Source organism: Kocuria sp. WN036, from assembly GCF_002287015.1.
Taxonomy (GTDB): Bacteria; Actinomycetota; Actinomycetes; order Actinomycetales; family Micrococcaceae; genus Kocuria; species Kocuria rosea.
In genome coordinates, this window is record NZ_NSKF01000007.1 from 60,045 (window position 1) to 78,038 (window position 17,994).

Annotated in this window: 30 protein-coding genes; 1 reads left to right on the forward strand and 29 read right to left on the reverse strand. The window is 68.8% G+C overall.

What is annotated here, in order from left to right; genetic code table 11:
* Nucleotides 1-65: 65 nt before the first annotated feature.
* The 29 genes from CK505_RS06445 to rpsJ all read right to left on the reverse strand — a co-directional run bounded on the left by CK505_RS06445 (nt 66) and on the right by rpsJ (nt 17,112).
* Complete coding sequence (locus CK505_RS06445; protein WP_017833323.1) at nt 66-1,073, reverse strand: DNA-directed RNA polymerase subunit alpha; 1,008 nt, start codon at nt 1,071-1,073, stop codon at nt 66-68.
* 137 nt (nt 1,074-1,210) lie between these two features.
* Nucleotides 1,211-1,615 carry a 30S ribosomal protein S11 gene (rpsK, locus tag CK505_RS06450; protein WP_017833322.1) on the reverse strand — a complete coding sequence of 135 codons (405 nt, stop codon included), beginning with the start codon at nt 1,613-1,615 and terminating at the stop codon, nt 1,211-1,213.
* Between the two features lie 82 nt (nt 1,616-1,697).
* Complete coding sequence (gene rpsM, locus CK505_RS06455; RefSeq protein WP_017833321.1) at nt 1,698-2,066, reverse strand: 30S ribosomal protein S13; 369 nt, start codon at nt 2,064-2,066, stop codon at nt 1,698-1,700.
* A 168-nt stretch (nt 2,067-2,234) separates the two neighbouring features.
* On the reverse strand, nt 2,235-2,348 hold the full coding sequence (gene rpmJ / locus CK505_RS06460; RefSeq protein ID WP_017833320.1) for a 50S ribosomal protein L36: 114 nt from the start codon (nt 2,346-2,348) through the stop codon (nt 2,235-2,237).
* A 55-nt stretch (nt 2,349-2,403) separates the two neighbouring features.
* On the reverse strand, nt 2,404-2,625 hold the full coding sequence (gene infA, locus CK505_RS06465; RefSeq protein ID WP_017833319.1) for a translation initiation factor IF-1: 222 nt from the start codon (nt 2,623-2,625) through the stop codon (nt 2,404-2,406).
* Between the two features lie 264 nt (nt 2,626-2,889).
* On the reverse strand, nt 2,890-4,062 hold the full coding sequence (gene rlmN, locus CK505_RS06470) for a 23S rRNA (adenine(2503)-C(2))-methyltransferase RlmN (RefSeq protein WP_031282953.1): 1,173 nt from the start codon (nt 4,060-4,062) through the stop codon (nt 2,890-2,892).
* Nucleotides 4,063-4,112: 50 nt separating this feature from the next.
* Nucleotides 4,113-4,949: a type I methionyl aminopeptidase gene (map, locus tag CK505_RS06475; protein ID WP_017833317.1), complete on the reverse strand. Its 837-nt coding sequence runs from the start codon at nt 4,947-4,949 to the stop codon at nt 4,113-4,115.
* 117 nt (nt 4,950-5,066) lie between these two features.
* A complete protein-coding gene (locus tag CK505_RS06480; RefSeq protein ID WP_017833316.1) occupies nt 5,067-5,630 on the reverse strand; it encodes an adenylate kinase in 564 nt (187 codons plus the stop codon).
* An 85-nt stretch (nt 5,631-5,715) separates the two neighbouring features.
* Entirely contained in the window at nt 5,716-7,026 is a 1,311-nt protein-coding gene (secY, locus tag CK505_RS06485) for a preprotein translocase subunit SecY (RefSeq protein ID WP_031282952.1), read from the reverse strand.
* Nucleotides 7,027-7,294: 268 nt separating this feature from the next.
* Entirely contained in the window at nt 7,295-7,783 is a 489-nt protein-coding gene (gene rplO / locus CK505_RS06490) for a 50S ribosomal protein L15 (protein ID WP_017833314.1), read from the reverse strand.
* Between the two features lie 2 nt (nt 7,784-7,785).
* Nucleotides 7,786-7,995, reverse strand: coding sequence for a 50S ribosomal protein L30 (rpmD, locus tag CK505_RS06495; protein ID WP_017833313.1), 210 nt, complete (start codon nt 7,993-7,995; stop codon nt 7,786-7,788).
* A complete protein-coding gene (gene rpsE / locus CK505_RS06500; protein ID WP_017833312.1) occupies nt 7,995-8,726 on the reverse strand; it encodes a 30S ribosomal protein S5 in 732 nt (243 codons plus the stop codon). Before rpsE ends, rpmD begins: the two co-directional genes overlap by 1 nt.
* Nucleotides 8,723-9,094 (reverse strand): 50S ribosomal protein L18, encoded by a 372-nt coding sequence (gene rplR, locus CK505_RS06505; protein WP_017833311.1) that lies wholly within the window; start codon nt 9,092-9,094, stop codon nt 8,723-8,725. Before rplR ends, rpsE begins: the two co-directional genes overlap by 4 nt.
* A gap of 2 nt (nt 9,095-9,096) precedes the next feature.
* Nucleotides 9,097-9,633: a 50S ribosomal protein L6 gene (gene rplF / locus CK505_RS06510; RefSeq protein WP_031282950.1), complete on the reverse strand. Its 537-nt coding sequence runs from the start codon at nt 9,631-9,633 to the stop codon at nt 9,097-9,099.
* Nucleotides 9,634-9,656: 23 nt separating this feature from the next.
* The gene (gene rpsH / locus CK505_RS06515) at nt 9,657-10,055 is read right to left on the reverse strand and encodes a 30S ribosomal protein S8 (protein ID WP_017833309.1); all 399 of its coding nucleotides are present in this window, start codon (nt 10,053-10,055) and stop codon (nt 9,657-9,659) included.
* An 85-nt stretch (nt 10,056-10,140) separates the two neighbouring features.
* Entirely contained in the window at nt 10,141-10,710 is a 570-nt protein-coding gene (gene rplE, locus CK505_RS06520; protein WP_017833308.1) for a 50S ribosomal protein L5, read from the reverse strand.
* Nucleotides 10,710-11,054 (reverse strand): 50S ribosomal protein L24, encoded by a 345-nt coding sequence (gene rplX, locus CK505_RS06525; protein ID WP_017833307.1) that lies wholly within the window; start codon nt 11,052-11,054, stop codon nt 10,710-10,712. Before rplX ends, rplE begins: the two co-directional genes overlap by 1 nt.
* A 2-nt stretch (nt 11,055-11,056) precedes the next feature.
* Entirely contained in the window at nt 11,057-11,425 is a 369-nt protein-coding gene (gene rplN, locus CK505_RS06530) for a 50S ribosomal protein L14 (protein WP_017833306.1), read from the reverse strand.
* A 355-nt stretch (nt 11,426-11,780) separates the two neighbouring features.
* Nucleotides 11,781-12,071 carry a 30S ribosomal protein S17 gene (gene rpsQ / locus CK505_RS06535; protein ID WP_017833305.1) on the reverse strand — a complete coding sequence of 97 codons (291 nt, stop codon included), beginning with the start codon at nt 12,069-12,071 and terminating at the stop codon, nt 11,781-11,783.
* Nucleotides 12,068-12,343 carry a 50S ribosomal protein L29 gene (gene rpmC / locus CK505_RS06540; protein ID WP_017833304.1) on the reverse strand — a complete coding sequence of 92 codons (276 nt, stop codon included), beginning with the start codon at nt 12,341-12,343 and terminating at the stop codon, nt 12,068-12,070. Before rpmC ends, rpsQ begins: the two co-directional genes overlap by 4 nt.
* Before the next feature lie 2 nt (nt 12,344-12,345).
* Nucleotides 12,346-12,762: a 50S ribosomal protein L16 gene (gene rplP / locus CK505_RS06545; protein ID WP_017833303.1), complete on the reverse strand. Its 417-nt coding sequence runs from the start codon at nt 12,760-12,762 to the stop codon at nt 12,346-12,348.
* Nucleotides 12,763-13,614: a 30S ribosomal protein S3 gene (gene rpsC / locus CK505_RS06550; RefSeq protein WP_017833302.1), complete on the reverse strand. Its 852-nt coding sequence runs from the start codon at nt 13,612-13,614 to the stop codon at nt 12,763-12,765.
* The gene (gene rplV / locus CK505_RS06555; RefSeq protein WP_017833301.1) at nt 13,615-13,980 is read right to left on the reverse strand and encodes a 50S ribosomal protein L22; all 366 of its coding nucleotides are present in this window, start codon (nt 13,978-13,980) and stop codon (nt 13,615-13,617) included.
* A gap of 53 nt (nt 13,981-14,033) precedes the next feature.
* Nucleotides 14,034-14,315, reverse strand: a complete 282-nt coding sequence (rpsS, locus tag CK505_RS06560) for a 30S ribosomal protein S19 (protein WP_017833300.1) — start codon at nt 14,313-14,315, stop codon at nt 14,034-14,036.
* A gap of 12 nt (nt 14,316-14,327) precedes the next feature.
* Complete coding sequence (gene rplB / locus CK505_RS06565; RefSeq protein ID WP_017833299.1) at nt 14,328-15,167, reverse strand: 50S ribosomal protein L2; 840 nt, start codon at nt 15,165-15,167, stop codon at nt 14,328-14,330.
* 30 nt (nt 15,168-15,197) lie between these two features.
* Nucleotides 15,198-15,503, reverse strand: a complete 306-nt coding sequence (gene rplW / locus CK505_RS06570; protein WP_017833298.1) for a 50S ribosomal protein L23 — start codon at nt 15,501-15,503, stop codon at nt 15,198-15,200.
* The gene (gene rplD / locus CK505_RS06575) at nt 15,500-16,123 is read right to left on the reverse strand and encodes a 50S ribosomal protein L4 (protein WP_017833297.1); all 624 of its coding nucleotides are present in this window, start codon (nt 16,121-16,123) and stop codon (nt 15,500-15,502) included. The genes rplW and rplD overlap by 4 nt, the downstream gene beginning before the upstream one ends.
* Before the next feature lie 7 nt (nt 16,124-16,130).
* Nucleotides 16,131-16,787, reverse strand: coding sequence for a 50S ribosomal protein L3 (rplC, locus tag CK505_RS06580; protein ID WP_017833296.1), 657 nt, complete (start codon nt 16,785-16,787; stop codon nt 16,131-16,133).
* Between the two features lie 16 nt (nt 16,788-16,803).
* On the reverse strand, nt 16,804-17,112 hold the full coding sequence (gene rpsJ, locus CK505_RS06585) for a 30S ribosomal protein S10 (protein ID WP_003803825.1): 309 nt from the start codon (nt 17,110-17,112) through the stop codon (nt 16,804-16,806).
* Nucleotides 17,113-17,603: 491 nt separating this feature from the next.
* Here rpsJ and CK505_RS06590 point away from each other — a divergent pair, with 491 nt between their 5' ends.
* The gene (locus CK505_RS06590) at nt 17,604-17,987 is read left to right on the forward strand and encodes a VOC family protein (protein ID WP_095650583.1); all 384 of its coding nucleotides are present in this window, start codon (nt 17,604-17,606) and stop codon (nt 17,985-17,987) included.
* Nucleotides 17,988-17,994 lie beyond the last annotated feature (7 nt).

Here is a 17,994-nt window from a genome sequence, read left to right on the forward strand (position 1 = left end):
TTGTTGATCTCCTGGAAGTGTGTCCCGGCCCGGGCGGGCACCCGTCGGGACGTCAGCGGGAAGGACTAGTGGTCGTCGTCGTCGAACGGGTTCTCGTCGTCGATCGCGGCGGCGCGAGCGGCGAGGTCGAAACCGGGGGGCGAGTCCTTGAGGGACAGCCCGAGGTCGACGAGCTTGGCCTTGACCTCGTCGATCGACTTGGCGCCGAAGTTGCGGATGTCCATCAGGTCCGCCTCGGAACGGCCCACGAGCTCACCCACGGTGTGGATGCCCTCGCGCTTGAGGCAGTTGTAGGACCGCACGGTGAGCTCGAGGTCCTCGATGGGCAGCGCCATGTCGGCGGCCATCGCGGCGTCCGTCGGCGAGGGCCCGATCTCGATGCCCTCGGCGGCCGTGTTGAGCTCCCGGGCGAGACCGAACAGCTCGACCAGGGTGGTGCCGGCGGAGGCCACGGCGTCACGCGGGGTGATGGCCTCCTTGGTCTCCACGTCCAGGACCAGCTTGTCGAAGTCGGTGCGCTGCTCCACACGGGTGGCCTCCACACGGAAGGTCACCTTCAGGACGGGCGAGTAGATCGAGTCGACCGGGATGCGGCCGATCTCCGCGTCCCCGGCCTTGTTCTGGGCGGCGGAGACGTACCCGCGCCCGCGCTCGATGGTCAGCTCGAGCTCGAGCTGGCCCTTCGCGTTGAGGGTCGCGATGTGCAGGTCCGGGTTGTGGATCTCCACACCGGCCGGGGCCGTGATGTCCGCGGCGGTGACGACGCCGGGGCCCTGCTTGCGCAGGTAGGCGACGACGGGCTCGTCCTGCTCCGAGGAGACGGCGAGCTTCTTGATGTTGAGAATGACCTCGGAGACGTCCTCCTTCACGCCCTCCACGGTGGAGAACTCGTGGAGCACCCCGTCGAGCCGGATGCTGGTCACGGCGGCACCGGGGATCGAGGACAGGAGGGTGCGGCGGAGGGAGTTGCCGAGGGTGTAGCCGAAGCCGGGCTCGAGCGGTTCGATCACGAAGCGGGACCGGTTGTCGGCCACGACCTCTTCAGAGAGGGTGGGGCGCTGTGCGATGAGCACTGATGTTTCCTTTCAGCGGGCATCCGCTATATGACGCGCGCAAATGGTGGAAAACAGTTGATGGGTGCGGACCGGTGCCCGGTCCGTTGTCGGCATGCGCACCGGGACCCCGCAGGGTCCCGGTGGGCGTGCTCACATCAGACGCGGCGGCGCTTCGGCGGGCGGCAACCGTTGTGCGCGCTCGGGGTGACGTCCGAGATGGAGCCGACCTCGAGGCCGGTGGCCTGCAGGGAGCGGATGGCGGTCTCGCGCCCGGAGCCGGGGCCCTTGACGAATACGTCGACCTTGCGCATGCCGTGCTCCTGCGCGCGCTTCGCGGCGGCCTCGGCGGCCATCTGGGCCGCGAAGGGGGTGGACTTGCGAGAGCCCTTGAAACCCATCTCTCCGGCGGACGACCAGGAGAGGACGGCGCCGGAGGGGTCGGTGATGGTGACGATGGTGTTGTTGAACGTCGACTTGATGTGGGCCTGGCCCTGGGTGACGTTCTTCTTGTCCTTGCGGCGGGGCTTGCGGGCAGCCGCTGCGCGAGTCTTCGGGGGCATGGAGATCTCCTACAAAGTTCGGGAAGAGTGGTGGTGGGCCGCTCGGGGGACCGCGGGGTCCTGGCGCACGAGCGGCAGCGGGCTACTTCTTCTTGCCGGCGACCGTGCGCTTCGGACCCTTGCGGGTGCGGGCGTTGGTCTTGGTGCGCTGACCGTGCACGGGCAGGCCGCGGCGGTGCCGGATGCCCTGGTAGCTGCCGATCTCGACCTTGCGGCGGATGTCGGCGGCCACCTCGCGGCGGAGGTCACCCTCGACCTTGTAGTTGTCCTCGATGTAGTCGCGCAGCTCCACGAGCTGGGCATCGGTGAGTTCGCGCACGCGCAGGTCGCCCGAGATGCCGGTGGCGTCCAGGGTGGCGAGCGCGCGGGTGCGACCCACGCCGTAGATGTAGGTGAGCGCAATTTCCAGCCGCTTTTCGCGGGGAAGGTCGACGCCTGCGAGACGAGCCATATCGGCGGTTCTCCTTGTGGTGTTCCAGAGGTCTGGAGCATCGCTGTCCGGTCGGGGACGTCATGTCCCCTCCGGTCCCCGGCCTCTGTACCGGGGGCGCCCGCCTGGATCTCTCCGGTCGGGAGCGGTGCCTTTGTGGATCCACTTGCGTGGGCAGCTCGGGGCGGGTCAGCCCTGACGCTGTTTGTGGCGCGGGTTCTCGCAGATCACCATGACCCGCCCGTTGCGGCGGATCACCTTGCACTTGTCGCAGATCGGCTTCACGCTCGGTTGGACCTTCATCGCATTCCTTCGCGTCGTTCTCTCGAGTGGTGTGCGGCCCGGACGGCCGCCGGTCCTACTTGTAGCGGTAGACGATACGACCGCGGGTGAGGTCGTACGGGCTCAGCTCCACCACCACGCGGTCCTCGGGGAGGATCCGGATGTAGTGCTGTCGCATCTTCCCGGAGATGTGGGCGAGGACCAGGTGACCGTTGTTCAGCTCAACGCGGAACATCGCGTTGGGCAGAGCCTCGACCACAGTGCCTTCGATCTCGATGACTCCGTCTTTCTTGGCCATATCCTCCGCTAACTTCAGGTGCCCCCCGCCGGGGCGGCGAGCAGGGTTTCGGGTGTACATCGTCGTTAAACGCCGCAGCGGACCTGTACGCGCGCACCATCACCGTTCGTGGTGCACGGTGAGGGTCGGCGTGGTCCGAAGTGTGCGGAATCGCTGGAGCACAGACAACCAACAGGACACTCTACGGGATCGGGGGCGCCTCCCGCAACGCGGGAGGCGCCCCCGGGGAACGGTGCCGGAGAACGGTGCCGGGGACGACGGCGCTCAGACGGTCGCGGCCAGCTGCCCGCAGGCCCCGTCGATGTCGGAGCCGCGGGTGTCCCGCACGGTGGTGGGGATGCCGTGGGCCCGGAGCCGCTCCACGAAGTTCTGCTCCACGCCGGGCCGGGACGCGGTCCACTTGGAGCCGGGGGTCGGGTTGAGCGGGATGGGGTTCACGTGCACCCATCCCCCGCCGCGGGCGTTGAGCTTCTCGCCGAGGAGGTCGGCCCGCCACCCGTGGTCGTTGATGTCGCGGATCAGGGCGTACTCGATCGAGACCCGCCGGCCGGTGGCCTGGTAGTAGTCGTAGGCGGCGTCGAGGGCCTCGTCGACCTTCCAGCGGGTGTTGATCGGGATGAGCTCGTCGCGCAGCTCGTCGTCCGGGGCGTGCAGGGACAGCGCCAGGGTGACCGGCAGCTTCTCCTGCGTGAACTTCCGGATCCCGGGCACCAGGCCCACCGTGGACATGGTGATGCCGCGGGCCGAGATGCCGAGGCCCTCCGGGGAGGGGTCGATGAGGCGGTGGATCGCCCCGATCGAGGCCTTGTAGTTGGCGAGGGCCTCCCCCATGCCCATGAACACGATGTTGGAGATGCGCAGCGGCTCCTGCTCGGCCCGGCCGACCCTGCCGCCGCGCAGCATCCGCGCGCCCTGCACGACCTGTTCGACCATCTCCGCGGTGGAGAGGTTGCGGGTCAGGCCCGCCTGGCCGGTCGCGCAGAAGGGGCAGTTCATCCCGCAGCCGGCCTGGGAGGAGATGCACATGGTCACCCGGTGGGTGTAGCGCATGAGCACGGACTCCACGGTGGCGCCGTCGAAGCACCGGTGCACGTTCTTGACGGTGTCCCCCTGGTCGGCCTCGAGGCTGCGCACGGTGGTCAGCAGCGTCGGCAGGGCCTGGGAGACGAGCTCCTCCCGGCCCGCCGCGGGCAGATCGGTCATGTCCTCGGGGGCCGTGGCGAACCGGTCGAAGTAGTGGCGGGAGAGCTGGCCCGCCCGGAAGGGCTGGTGCCCCAGCTCGGCGAGGAACTCCCGGCGGCCCGCCATGTCGAAGTCGGCGAGGTGGCGTGGGGGCTTGCCGCGCCGCGGCGCGGCGAAGGTCAGCTGACCGGGCCGGGGCTTCACGGTGAGCTCGACGGGTGTGCTGGTGGTGCTCTGCTGCGGCTGCTGGGCCACGGTGTTCTCCTCGCGGTGTCGCGGGTCCGGGGTGGTGGAGAGCCGGCCGGTCACGGCAGGTCCTCCGGGATCGGGACGGGGCGCACGCCGAGGGGCTCGAGCTCGGAGGCCCCGCCGTCCTCGGCGGTGAGCACCCAGACGCCGTCGGCGTGCAGGGCCACGGAGTGCTCCCACTGGCTGGAGCGGGCGCCGTCGGTGGTGACCACGGTCCACTCGTCGTCGAGCACGCGGGTGCCGATCCCGCCGCGGACGAGCATCGGCTCGATGGCCAGCGCCATGCCGGCGCGCAGGCGGGGCCCGCGGTCGGTGCTGCGGAAGTTGAGCACGTCGGGGGCCATGTGCATCTTGGACCCGATGCCGTGGCCCACGTACTCCTCGAGGATCCCGAAGCGGTGCCCGGAGGCCTTGCGCACGTAGTCCTCCACGGCCGCGCCGATGTCGCCGACGTGCGTGCCGGTGGCCGCCGCCGCGATGCCGTGCCACATGGCGTTGCGGGTGACGTCGGAGAGCTCGGCGTCCGCGGGGTCCGGGCGGCCCAGGAGCACGGTGCGCGCGGAGTCCCCGTGCCAGCCCTCGACCACGGCCCCGCCGTCCACGGAGAGGATGTCCCCCTCCTGCAGCACCTGGTCCCCCGGGATGCCGTGGACGACCACCTCGTTGACGGACACGCACACCGCGGCGGGGTAGCCGAAGTAGCCGAGGAAGTTGGAGCTCGCCCCGTGCGCGTCGAGGACGGAACGGAAGACGTCGTCGAGGGACGCGGTGGTCACGCCGGGCACGGCGGCCGCCACGGCGGCGTCGAGGGCGCGGGAGGTCACCACCCCGGCGCGCTGCATGGTGCGCAGCTGGGCGTGGGTCTTGTACTCGATCCGGCGGCGGCCGAACATGCGGTCTTCCTTCCGAGCCGCTCCCCCGGTCGGGGAGCTCGCGGCTATCGTGGGTTAAACGTGAGACCCCCGGGGGTGTCCGGGGGTGTCACGGCGTTCGCGGTGCGGGACGGTGCGTCAGGACAGCGCTGTCATGATCCGCTGGGAGACCTCGTCGACGGTCCCGAGCCCGTCGACCTCGCGGACGATGCCGCGCCGGTCGTAGACGTCGACGACCACGGCGGTCTCGGCGTCGTACACGTCGAGGCGGTGCCGGATGACCGCCTCCGTGTCGTCGGTGCGCCCCTCCTTCTGGGCCCGCCCGAGGAGCCGCTGGACGAGCTCGTCGCGGTCGGCGGTCAGCTTCAGCACCACGTCGAGCTCCTGCCCCAGCTCGTCGAGGATGGCGTCGAGCTCGTCCACCTGCGCGGCGTTGCGCGGGTAGCCGTCGAGCAGGAAGCCGTCGGCGGTGTCCGTCTCGGCGAGGCGGTCGCGGACCATCCGGTTGGTCACGGAGTCCGGGACGAGGTCGCCGGCGTCGATGTAGCTCTTGGCCTCCTGCCCCAGAGGGGTCCGGCCCTTGATGTTGGCCCGGAAGATGTCACCGGTGGAGATCGCCGGGATGCCGAGCCGCTCCGAGATGCGCACGGCCTGCGTGCCCTTGCCTGCGCCGGGGGGTCCGATGATGAGCATGCGGGTCATGAAGTCTCCTTGCGGTCGGTGGTGGCTGCGGTCACAGTCTACCGGGGCGTGCCCGCCGTCCCCGGCGGGGGACGGCGGGGTGGGGTCAGCGCAGCAGGCCCTCGTAGTTGCGCTGCTGCAGCTGGGCCTCGATCTGCTTCACCGTGTCCAGGCCCACGCCCACCATGATCAGCAGCGACGGACCGCCGAAGGGGAAGTTCTGGTTCGCGTCGATCAGCACGAGCGCCACGAGGGGGATCATGGACACGATGCCCAGGTAGAGGGCGCCCGGGAACGTGATCCGGCTGAGCACGTAGGCGAGGTACTTCTCGGTGGGCCGGCCCGCGCGGATCCCCGGGATGAAGCCGCCGTAGCGCTTCATGTTGTTGGAGACCTCCTCCGGGTTGAAGGTGATCGACACGTAGAAGTACGTGAAGAACACGATCATCAGGAAGTACATCGCCATGTACACGGGGTGGTCGCCGGTGACGAGGTAGGTGTTGATCCAGTTGACCCAGCCGGGGATGTCCGTGCCGTCGTCCGGCATGCCGAACTGGGCGAGCATGCCGGGGAGCATCAGCATCGAGGACGCGAAGATGATGGGGATGACACCGGCCATGTTGACCTTGAGCGGGATGTAGGTGGTGGTCCCGCCGATCGTGCGCCGGCCCACCATCCGCTTGGCGTACTGCACGGGCACACGGCGCTGGGACTGCTCCACGAACACCACGCACGTGATCACCACGAGCCCCACGGCCAGCACGGAGAGGAACACGCCCCAGCCCCGGGTGCGGAGGATCTCGCCCAGCGCGGAGGGGAAGGTCGCGGCGATGGACGTGAAGATGAGCAGCGACATGCCGTTGCCCACGCCCTTCTCCGTGATCCGCTCCCCCAGCCACATGATGATCGCCGTGCCGGCGGTCATCGTGATGATGATGATCAGCACGGTCAGCCAGGTGTCGTTGGGGATGATCGGCAGGGGGCAGTCCCCCAGCAGGGCGCCGGACCGGGCGAGCGAGACCACCGTGGTGGCGTTGAGCAGCGCGAGGCCGATGGTGAGGTAGCGGGTGTACTGGGTCAGCTGCGTCTGCCCCTGCGCCCCCTCCTCGTGCAGCTCCTGGAAGCGCGGGATGACCACGCGCAGCAGCTGCACGATGATGCTCGCGGTGATGTAGGGCATGACGCCCAGGGCGAAGACCGACAGCTGCAGCAGCGCGCCGCCGCTGAAGAGGTTCACCATGTCGTACACGCCGCCCGTGGTGGTCCCGAGGGCCAGGCACTGCTGCACGTTGCCGTAGTCGACGCCCGGCGCCGGGATGAACGTGCCCAGGCGGTAGAGCACGATGAGGGCGAGGGTGAACCCCAGCTTGCGTCGCAGGTCGGGGGTTCGCAACGCCCGTCCGAAAGCGCTGAGCACATGTCCTCCTAGAGACTGGGTCCGACCGGCATCCGGTGGCGGGGGGTGTGGTGGTGCGGGAGCTCGGTCCGGGGTCCCCGCGCCCGGTGGGCGCGGGCGACTCCGGCAAGTCTAGCGAACGCGGCCCGCCCGGGACTCACCGGGGGCGCGCGCCGACGGGGCGGGCTCGTGCCCGCCGACGGATCAGGCCCCGCCCACGCTGGCGTGGACGGGGCCTGATCCGTGGGTGCCGCGGGGCCGGGCGTGCGCCCGGCCCCGCGGCCCGCGCTCACAGCGCGGTGGTGCTGCCGCCGGCGGCGGCGATCTTCTCCGCGGCGGAGCCCGAGAAGGCGTGCGCCTTCACGTCGACCGCGACCGCGATGTCGCCGGAGCCCAGGACCTTGACGGGCTGGTTCTTGCGCACGGCGCCGCGGGCCACGAGCGACTCCACGGTCACCTCGCCGCCCTCCGGGAAGAGCTCGGTGAGCTTGTCCAGGTTGACGACCTGGTACTCCACGCGGAACGGGTTCTTGAACCCGCGCAGCTTGGGCAGGCGCATGTGCAGCGGAAGCTGCCCGCCCGCGAAGCCCGCCTTGACCTGGTACCGGGCACTGGTGCCCTTGGTGCCGCGGCCGGCGGTCTTGCCCTTGGAGCCCTCACCGCGACCCACGCGGGTCTTGGCGGTCTTCGCGCCCGGGGCCGGACGCAGGTGGTGCACCTTGAGCGCGTGCACCTTCTCGTTGCTCTGAGCGGTGTTCTCAGCAGTGTTCTCTGCCATGGTTACTTGGCCTCCTCGACCTTGACCAGGTGGGCGACGGTGTTGACCATGCCCGCGGTCACGCCGTCGGCCTTGCGGACCACGACGTTGCCCGGCCGCTTGAGGCCGAGGGACCGCAGGGTGTTGCGCATGTTCTGCTTCTGGCCGACCACCGACCGGACCTGCGTGATGCGCAGCTCCGTGCCGTCGGGCTGGATACGCTTGCCGGACATCAGGCACCTGCCTTCTGGATCGAGCGCAGCAACGGACCGGGGACGACCTCGTCCATCGGGAGCCCACGACGGGCCGCGACGGCCGCCGGCTCCTCGAGCTGGCGGAGCGCCTCGATGGTTGCGTGCACGATGTTGATCTGGTTCGACGAGCCGAGGGACTTCGACAGCACGTCGTGGATGCCGGCGCACTCGAGCACGGCGCGGACCGGACCACCGGCGATCACACCGGTACCCGGGGTCGCCGGGCGCAGCATGACGACGCCTGCGGCGGCCTCGCCCTGCACGCGGTGCGGGATCGTGCGGTCCTCGATGCGCGGGACGCGGAAGAAGTTCTTCTTCGCCTCCTCGACGCCCTTCGAGATCGCCGCCGGCACCTCCTTGGCCTTGCCGTAGCCGACGCCGACCATGCCGTTGCCGTCGCCGACGACGACGAGGGCGGTGAAGCTGAAGCGACGACCACCCTTGACGACCTTGGAGACACGGTTGATGGTCACGACGCGCTCGAGGAACTTGTCCTTCTCCTCGTCGCGGCCGCCGCGGCCACCGCGGCCGCCGCGCTCGCCACGGCCCCCGCGCTCACCGCGGCCGCCGCGCTCGCCGCGGCCCCCGCGGTCGCCGCGGGAGTCCTGGGAGCGGTTGGCCTCGGTGGTCTGCTGGGCCCCGGTCGCCTCCGTGGAGGCAGTGCTGGCTTCGGTCACCTGGGTTTCCTTCTCGTTGTTCTGCTCGCTCACAGTGCCAGACCTCCTTCACGGGCGCCGTCGGCGACAGCCGCCACGCGACCGTGGTACTTGTTGCCGCCGCGGTCGAACACGACGGACTCGACACCGGCGGCCTTGGCGCGCTCGGCCACGAGCTCACCCACGCGCTTGGCCTTGGCGGTCTTGTCCGCGTCGGCGCCGCGCAGGTCGGCCTCCATGGTGGAGGCCGAGGCGACGGTGACACCCTTGGTGTCGTCGACGACCTGGACGAACACGTGGCGGGCGGAGCGGTTGACGACCAGGCGCGGGCGCGCGGCCGTGCCGGCCAGGTGCTTGCGCACCCGGACGTGGCGGCGGCTGCGGGCGGCGGCCTTGGACTTGCCCTTGATCTTCAGAGCCATGGTTACTTACCAGCCTTTCCGGCCTTGCGGCGGATCTGCTCGCCGGCGTACCGCACGCCCTTGCCCTTGTAGGGCTCGGGGGCGCGGAGCTTGCGGATCTTGGCGGCGACCTCGCCGACCTGCTGCTTGTCGATGCCGTTGACCGAGAGCTTGTTGACGCCCTCGACGGCGAACGAGATGCCCTCCGGCGCCTTGAAGGTGATCGGGTGGCTGTAGCCGAGGGCGAACTCGAGGTCCTGGCCCTTGGCCTGCACGCGGTAACCGGTGCCGACGATCTCGATGCCCTTGGTGTAGCCCTGGGTGACGCCCTGGATCATGTTGGCGATCAGGGTGCGGGTGAGACCGTGCAGCGAGCGGGACTCGCGCTCGTCGTCGGGTCGGGTGACGGTGAGCGTGCTGTCGTCGAGCGCGACGGTGATCGGGCTGGCAACGGTGTGCTGCAGCTCGCCCTTGGCGCCCTTGACGGAGACGACGTTGCCGTCGATCTTGATCTCCACACCGGCCGGCACAGAGATGGGGAGACGTCCGATACGTGACATGTTCTCTTCCTTTCTGTTCCGGGTTACCAGACGTACGCGAGGACTTCGCCGCCCACGCCCTTCTTCGCGGCCTGCTTGTCGGTCAGCAGCCCGGAAGAGGTGGACAGGATGGCGATGCCCAGGCCGCCCAGGACCTTGGGGAGGTTGGTGGACTTGGCGTAGACGCGCAAACCCGGCTTGGAGATGCGCCGGACGCCCGCGATGGAGCGCTCCCGGTTGGGGCCGAACTTCAGGGAGAGCGTGAGGGTCTTGCCGACCTCCGCCGCCTCCTCCTTGTAGTCCGCGATGTAGCCCTCGGCCTTGAGGATGTCCGCAACGCGAGCCTTGAGCTTCGAGTACGGCATGCTCACGGAGTCGTGGTAGGCGGAGTTGGCGTTGCGCAGACGCGTCAGCATGTCCGCGACAGGATCTGTCATTGTCATTTTGGGGGCACGTGCCCTTCCTCGTCCCGGTTTCCGCACCTGGCGGCGCCCGTGGGCGCCCGGCCGGACCTGGAACGTAGCGAGATTAGTTGGTCTTGAAGGGGAAGCCGAGCGCCTTCAGCAGCGCGCGGCCCTCGTCGTCGGTCTTCGCGGTGGTGACCACCGTGATGTCCATGCCGCGGACCCGGTCGATGCGGTCCTGGTCGATCTCGTGGAACATGGACTGCTCGGTGAGGCCGAAGGTGTAGTTGCCGTTGCCGTCGAACTGGCGGTCGGACAGACCGCGGAAGTCGCGGATGCGCGGCAGGGCCAGGGTCACCAGGCGGTCGAGGAACTCCCACATGCGGTCGCCGCGCAGCGTGGTGTGCGCGCCGATCGGCATGCCCTCGCGGAGCTTGAACTGCGCGATGGACTTCTTCGCCCGGGTCACGAGCGGCTTCTGGCCCGTGATGGCGGTGAGGTCGCGGACGGCGCCGTCGATGAGCTTCGAGTCCTTCGCGGCGTCACCGACACCCATGTTCACGACGACCTTGACGACGCGCGGGATCTCCATGACGTTGCCGTAGCCGAACTGCTCCTGCAGCGCGGGCACGACGGTCTCCTGGTACTTGTCCTTGAAGCGCGGGGACACGCTGATCTCGGTGGTTTCGGTCATCACAGGTCCTTGCCGGTGCTCTTGGAGACGCGGACGCGGACGGTCTTCTGGCGTCCGTCACGCTCCACGGTCTCGGTGCGGTGGCCGACGCGGGTCGGCTTGTTGGTCTCCGGGTCCACGAGCGCCACGTTGGACACGTGGATCGGCGCCTCGACCTTGTCGATGCCGCCGGCTTCGCCCTGCATGGAGGCCTTGCGGTGGCGGGTGATCACGTTGATGCCCTCCACGACCACGCGGGAGGTCTCGGGGATCACGCGCAGGACCTTGCCCTGCTTGCCCTTGTTGTCCCTGCTGCCGGAGATGACCTGCACCAGGTCGCCGGTCTTGATCTTGAACTTCGCCATGGTCAGAGCACCTCCGGGGCCAGCGAGATGATCTTCATGAACTTCTTGTCGCGCAGCTCACGGCCCACGGGGCCGAAGATGCGGGTACCACGGGGGTCACCGTCGTTCTTCAGGATCACTGCGGCGTTCTCGTCGAACTTGATGTAGGAGCCGTCCGGACGACGGCGCTCCTTCTTGGTACGGACGATCACGGCCTTGACCACGTCGCCCTTCTTCACGTTCCCGCCGGGGATCGCGTCCTTGACGGTGGCGACGATGATGTCGCCGATGCCTGCGTAGCGACGTCCGGATCCACCGAGAACACGGATGGTGAGGATTTCCTTCGCACCCGTGTTGTCGGCGACCTTCAGTCGCGACTCCTGCTGAATCACTGATTACTCCTGTCGTCACGCCGGTTCCAACACCGATCGAGAGCACGGTGCGGGCCTTGCGGAACAGCTTGTCGGATGATGTGCCCTCCCCCGGCGCGCACGCCGGACCGGGCCCAGCCCTCCATGCCAGGAGCATCTGAACCCGCCACCAGGTGGCACGGGGGCGCCCTGCACGCGGTCATTATGCGCTGGCACGAAGAGCTGTGGATTGCACGGACAGAGATTTCCGCCCATACAAGCTCACCAGCCTAGCACAGGCGGGGCGCCGTCCGTGCGGGCGGTGAACGGGCGACGGCCCGCCCCCTCGAGGAGGGGGCGGGCCGTCGGGGCCGTGGCCGGCTCTAGCGAGCTCGGGTCACTTGGCCTTCTCGAGGATCTCCACGATCCGCCACCGCTTGGTCGCGGACAGCGGGCGGGTCTCGGAGATCAGGACGAGGTCGCCGACGCCGGCGGCGTTCTGCTCGTCGTGGGCCTTGACCTTCGAGGAGCGGCGCATGACCTTGCCGTACAGCGAGTGCTTGACGTTGTCCTGCAGCTGCACCACGACGGTCTTGTCCATCTTGTCGGAGACCACGTAGCCACGACGGCTCTTGCGGTCACCGCGCTCGTCGGCCTGCTCGGCCTCGTTGTTGATCTGCTCGGTCACTTGGCGTCCTCCTCGGAGGTGGTCTCGGCGGTGGTCTCGGCGGAGCCCGCCTGGGGCCGGATGCCGAGCTCGCGCTCGCGCAGCACCGTGTAGATGCGCGCGATGTCGCGCTTGACGGCCTTGAGACGGCCGTTGTTCTCGAGCTGACCGGTTGCGGACTGGAAGCGGAGGTTGAACAGCTCCTCCTTGGCCTTGCGCAGCGCCTCACCCAGAGAGTCCTTGTCGAGGGCCGCGAGGTTCTCGATGCTCAGATCCTTGGATCCAACAGCCATTCTCATTCACCACCTTCGCGACGCACGATGCGTGCCTTCATCGGGAGCTTGTGGATCGCCAGGCGCAGGGCCTCGCGGGCGACCTCTTCGGAGACACCGGAGAGCTCGAACATCACGCGCCCGGGCTTGACGTTGGCGACCCACCATTCGGGGGAGCCCTTGCCGGAGCCCATGCGGGTCTCGGCGGGCTTCTTGGTCAGGGGGCGGTCCGGGTAGATGTTGATCCAGACCTTGCCGCCACGCTTGATGTGGCGGGTCATGGCGATACGGGCGGCCTCGATCTGACGGTTCGTCACGTAGGCCGGCGTGAGCGCCTGGATGCCCCACTCGCCGAAGGCGACAGTGGTGCCGCCCTTGGCAGCGCCCGACCGCTTCGGGTGGTGCTGCTTGCGGAACTTCACACGACGTGGGATGAGCATTTACTTACCACCCTCTGCGTTGGTCGCTCCCGCGGCCGGAGCCGGGGAGGCGGCGGAGTCGTTGCGCTCACGGCGTCCGCCACGGTCGTTACGGTCGGGACGACGACGGTCGCCGCCGCCGCCTCCGCGACGCTCGCCCGGACCGCCGCGACGGTCACGGTCGCCGCCGCGGCCGCGCGAGGGAGCGGCGGCCTGCTGGGCCGCCAGTTCCTTGGCGGTGAGGTCGCCCTTGTAGATCCAGACCTTCACGCCGATGCGGCCGAAGGTGGTCTTGGCCTCGAAGAAGCCGTAGTCGATGTTCGCGCGCAGGGTGTGCAGGGGCACACGGCCTTCGCGGTAGAACTCCGAGCGGCTCATCTCGGCGCCGCCGAGGCGGCCGGCGCACTGGATGCGGATGCCCTTCGCGCCGGCGCGCTGCGCCGACTGGATGGCCTTCTTCATGGCGCGGCGGAAGGCCACGCGGGAGGCGAGCTGCTCGGCGACACCCTGGGCGACCAGCTGGGCGTCCACCTCGGGGTTCTTGACCTCGAGGATGTTCAGCTGGATCTGCTTGCCGGTGAGCTTCTCGAGCTCGCCGCGGATGCGGTCGGCCTCGGCGCCGCGGCGGCCGATGACGATGCCGGGGCGGGCGGTGTGGATGTCCACGCGCACGCGGTCCCGGGTCCGCTCGATCTCGACCTTGGAGATGCCGGCCCGCTCCATGCCCGTGGACATGAGCTTGCGGATCTTGATGTCCTCGCGGACGTAGTCCTTGTAGCGCTGGCCCTCCTTGGTGGAGTCCGCGTACCAGTGCGACACGTGGTCGGTGGTGATGCCCAGCCGGAACCCGTGCGGGTTGATCTTCTGTCCCACTTAGCGGACCTCCTCGCTGTCAGGGCTCGCCACGATCACGGTGATGTGGCTCGTGCGCTTGTTGATGCGGTAGGCGCGGCCCTGGGCCCGCGGCTGGAACCGCTTCATGGTCGGACCCTCGTCGACGAAGGCCTCGCTCACGACGAGCTCCTCCTCCTTGAACGGCAGGCCGTCGCGGTCCGCCAGCTGGCGCGCGTTGGCGACCGCCGACTGGAGGACCTTGAACACCGGTTCCGAAGCACCCTGGGGGGCGAACTTCAGAATCGCCAGAGCCTCATTCGCCTGTTGGCCACGAATCAGGTTGACGACGCGCCGGGCCTTCATAGGCGTCACGCGGATGTAGCGCGCAGATGCCTTGGCTTCCATTGCTTTCCTTCTCTCGTCTTCTCGAAGTGCTCACGCTGCGGGATCCCGGAGGATCAGCGGCGCTTGCCCTTCTTGTCGTCCTTCACATGGCCGCGGAAGGTCCGCGTGGGGGCGAACTCGCCGAGCTTGTGCCCGACCATCGACTCGGTGATGAACACGGGGATGTGCTTGCGTCCGTCGTGCACGGCGATCGTGTGCCCGAGCATGTCGGGGACGATCATCGAGCGGCGGGACCACGTCTTGATGACGTTCTTGGTGCCCTTGTCGTTCTCCTTGGCGACCTTCAGGAAAAGGTGCTGATCGACGAAAGGGCCCTTCTTCAGGCTGCGTGGCATGTGTCAGGCTCCTTAGCGCTTGTTCTTGCCGGTGCGACGACGGCGGACGATGAGCTTGTCGCTCTCCTTGTTGGGGCGGCGGGTGCGGCCCTCGGGCTTGCCGTTCGGGTTGACCGGGTGACGGCCACCGGAGGTCTTGCCCTCGCCACCACCGTGCGGGTGGTCGACGGGGTTCATGACCACACCGCGGACGGTCGGGCGGACGCCCTTCCAGCGGTTGCGGCCAGCCTTGCCCCAGTTGATGTTCGACTGCTCGGCGTTGCCGACCTCGCCGACCGTCGCGCGGCAGCGCACGTCGACGTTGCGGATCTCGCCGGAGGGCAGCCGGAGCTGGCCGTACTTGCCCTCCTTGGCGACGAGCTGCACCGACGCGCCGGCGGAGCGGGCGAGCTTGGCGCCGCCGCCCGGACGGAGCTCGACGGCGTGGATCACGGTGCCGACGGGGATGTTGCGCAGCGGCAGGTTGTTGCCGGGCTTGATGTCGGCGCCGGGGCCCGACTCGACGACGTCGCCCTGGGACAGCTTGTTCGGCGCGATGATGTAGCGCTTGGAGCCGTCCACGAAGTGCAGCAGCGCGATGCGCGCCGTGCGGTTCGGGTCGTACTCGATGTGCGCGACCTTGGCGTCGACGCCGTCCTTGTCGTGGCGACGGAAGTCAATGACGCGGTACTGGCGCTTGTGCCCGCCACCCTTGTGCCGGGTGGTGATGCGGCCGGTGTTGTTCCGCCCGCCCTTCTTGGGCAGCGGCCGGACCAGCGACTTCTCGGGGGTCGTGCGCGTGATTTCTGCGAAGTCGGCAACGGAGGAGCCGCGACGGCCCGGGGTTGTCGGCTTGTGCTTACGGATAGCCATGTGTCAGTTCCTCGTTAAAGTGGTCTCCGCTCAGGCGAGCGGACCGCCGAAGATGTCGATGGTGCCTTCCTTGAGGGTCACAACGGCACGCTTGGTGCCCTTGCGCTGACCCCAGCCGAAGCGCGTGCGCTTCCGCTTCCCGGCACGGTTGATGGTGTTCACGGACTCGACCTTGACGCCGAAGATCTGCTCGACGGCGTACTTGATCTGGGTCTTGTTCGAGTCGGGCGCCACGAAGAACGTGTAGCGGCCCTCGTCGATGAGCCCGTAGGACTTCTCGGAGACGACCGGCGCGATGATGACGTCCCGGGGGTCCTTGATGGTGGTCGCGCTCACTTGGCGTCCTCCTGCTTCTTCTTGCTGGCGGCCGCCACGAAGGACTCGAACGCGTCCTTGGTGAAGACCACGTCGTCGGAGACCAGCACGTCGTACGTGTTGAGCTGGTCCGCGTAGAGGGTGTGCACGTCGTCGAGGTTGCGCACCGACAGCGCGGCCACGTCGTCCGAGCGGTGCAGGACGACCAGCAGGTTCTTGCGGTCGGAGAGCCCGCGCAGCGTCGCCTGGGCGGCCTTCGTGTTGGGGACGGTGCCCTCGACGAGTGCCTCCACGACGTGGATGCGGTTGTTGCGCGCCCGGTCCGAGAGGGCTCCGCGCAGGGCGGCGGCCTTCATCTTCTTGGGGGTGCGCTGGCTGTAGTCGCGCGGGGTCGGGCCGTGCACCACGCCGCCGCCGGTCATGTGCGGAGCGCGGATCGAGCCCTGGCGCGCGCGGCCGGTGCCCTTCTGCTTGAAGGGCTTGCGGCCGGCGCCGGAGACCTCGGCGCGGTTCTTGGTCTTGTGCGTGCCCTGGCGGGCCGCGGCCAGCTGAGCGACGACGACCTGGTGCAGCAGGGGCACGTTGGTCTGGACGTCGAAGATCTCGGCGGGCAGGTCGACGTTGACGGTCTGAGTTGCCATGGTCTGATCAGGCTCCCTTCACTGCGGTGCGGACGAGGACGACCGAACCCTTGGGGCCCGGCAGGGCGCCCTTGATGAGCAGCAGGGAGTTCTCGGCGTCCACGGCGTGAACGGTGAGGTTCTGCGTCGTGTGACGGACGGCGCCCATGCGGCCCGCCATGCGCATGCCCTTGAACACGCGAGCGGGGTAGGACGCGCCGCCGATGGATCCCGGCTTGCGGTGGTTCTTGTGGGCACCGTGGGAGGCGCCGACGCCGGAGAAGCCGTGACGCTTCATCACACCGGCCGTGCCCTTGCCCTTGGTCTTGCCGATCACGTCGACCTTCTGGCCGGCCTCGAAGAGCTCGACGGAGAGCTCCTGGCCCAGCTCGTAGGTGTCGGCGTCGGCCGTGCGCAGCTCCACGACGTGGCGGCGCGGCGTGACGCCGGCCTTCTCGAAGTGGCCGGCCAGCGGCTGGGTGACCTTGCGGGGGTCGATCGCACCGAACCCGATCTGGACGGCCGAGTAGCCGTCACGGTCCTGGTTGCGCAGCTGGGTCACGACGTTGGAGTCCGCCTTGACGACGGTCACCGGCACGAACTTCCCGTTCTCGTCCCAGACCTGGGTCATGCCGAGCTTCGTGCCCAGCAGGCCCTTCACCTGGCGTTCGAAAGTGGTAGTCATTGGGATGCGATCCTCTTTACAGCTTGATTTCGATGTTCACGTCAGCCGGCAGGTCGAGGCGCATGAGCGAGTCGACGGCCTTCGGCGTGGGGTCGATGATGTCGATCAGCCGCTTGTGCGTGCGCATCTCGAAGTGCTCACGGCTGTCCTTGTACTTGTGCGGCGAGCGGATGACGCAGTACACGTTCTTCTCCGTGGGCAGCGGCACGGGGCCGACCACCGTGGCGCCTGCGCGCGTCACCGTCTCAACGATCTTCCGGGCCGAGACGTCGATGACCTCGTGGTCATAAGACTTCAGCCGGATGCGGATTTTCTGTCCCGCCATGGCGTCGTGACTCTCTTTCTTGAACGATCTTCCCTGTGACGGAGCCGAGGGCTCCTTGTGCATGGCGCCACCTGGTGGGCGCCCCTCCACGCAGACTGAATCCGGAAGGATCCGGGTTCCTCACCCTGCTGGAGCTCCGACCCCCGAACTCGGGCGTGTCGTACCGTGCTGGCACGGGAGCACACCGATTCCGTTTCTCGGGGCGGGCTGTATGTGGTCCGTGCGTGGCAGCTTCCAGGAGCTGCTGACCCCGGTTCTGCTTCGGAACCCGATGGTGTCCTGGGGTCTGCCGGTTCGAACCGTTGGGAGCACGCGTCGGCGCTTGAACAACGTCCTCCATCCTGCCAGAGATGGCAGACCGGTGCAAACGCACGGCCGGGGGCAGGCCGTGCGCAACCGTGCCGGAACCGTGAGCCGACCGCGACCGGCGCCGGCACCCGCGGTCGTATCCTGGCTTCGTCCGCACCCCGACGTCCCAGGAGATGGGTCCCATGCTGTCCACCGCGAGACTGGTCGCGATCGTCCCCGTCCGGGAGCTCGACCGCGCCCGCCGGTTCTACCAGGAGACGCTGGGGCTCTCCCCCGCCGACGCCCCCGAGCCGGACAGCGTCCTGTTCAGCGAGGACGGGCACACCGGCCTGCAGCTGCTGCTGCGCCCGGACGCGCCGGCGTCCGGGCTGACGCAGGTCAGCTTCGAGGTCCCCGACGTCGAGGCCGCGGTCCGGGAGCTCGAGGGCCGGGGCGTGCGCTTCGAGGACTACGACCTGCCCGGCCTGCGCACCGTCGACCACGTCCTCACCGCCGACGGGATGCGCGCGGCGTGGTTCACCGACTCCGAGGGCAACGTCCTGTGCCTGCACCAGCTCACCGGCTGAACCCCGT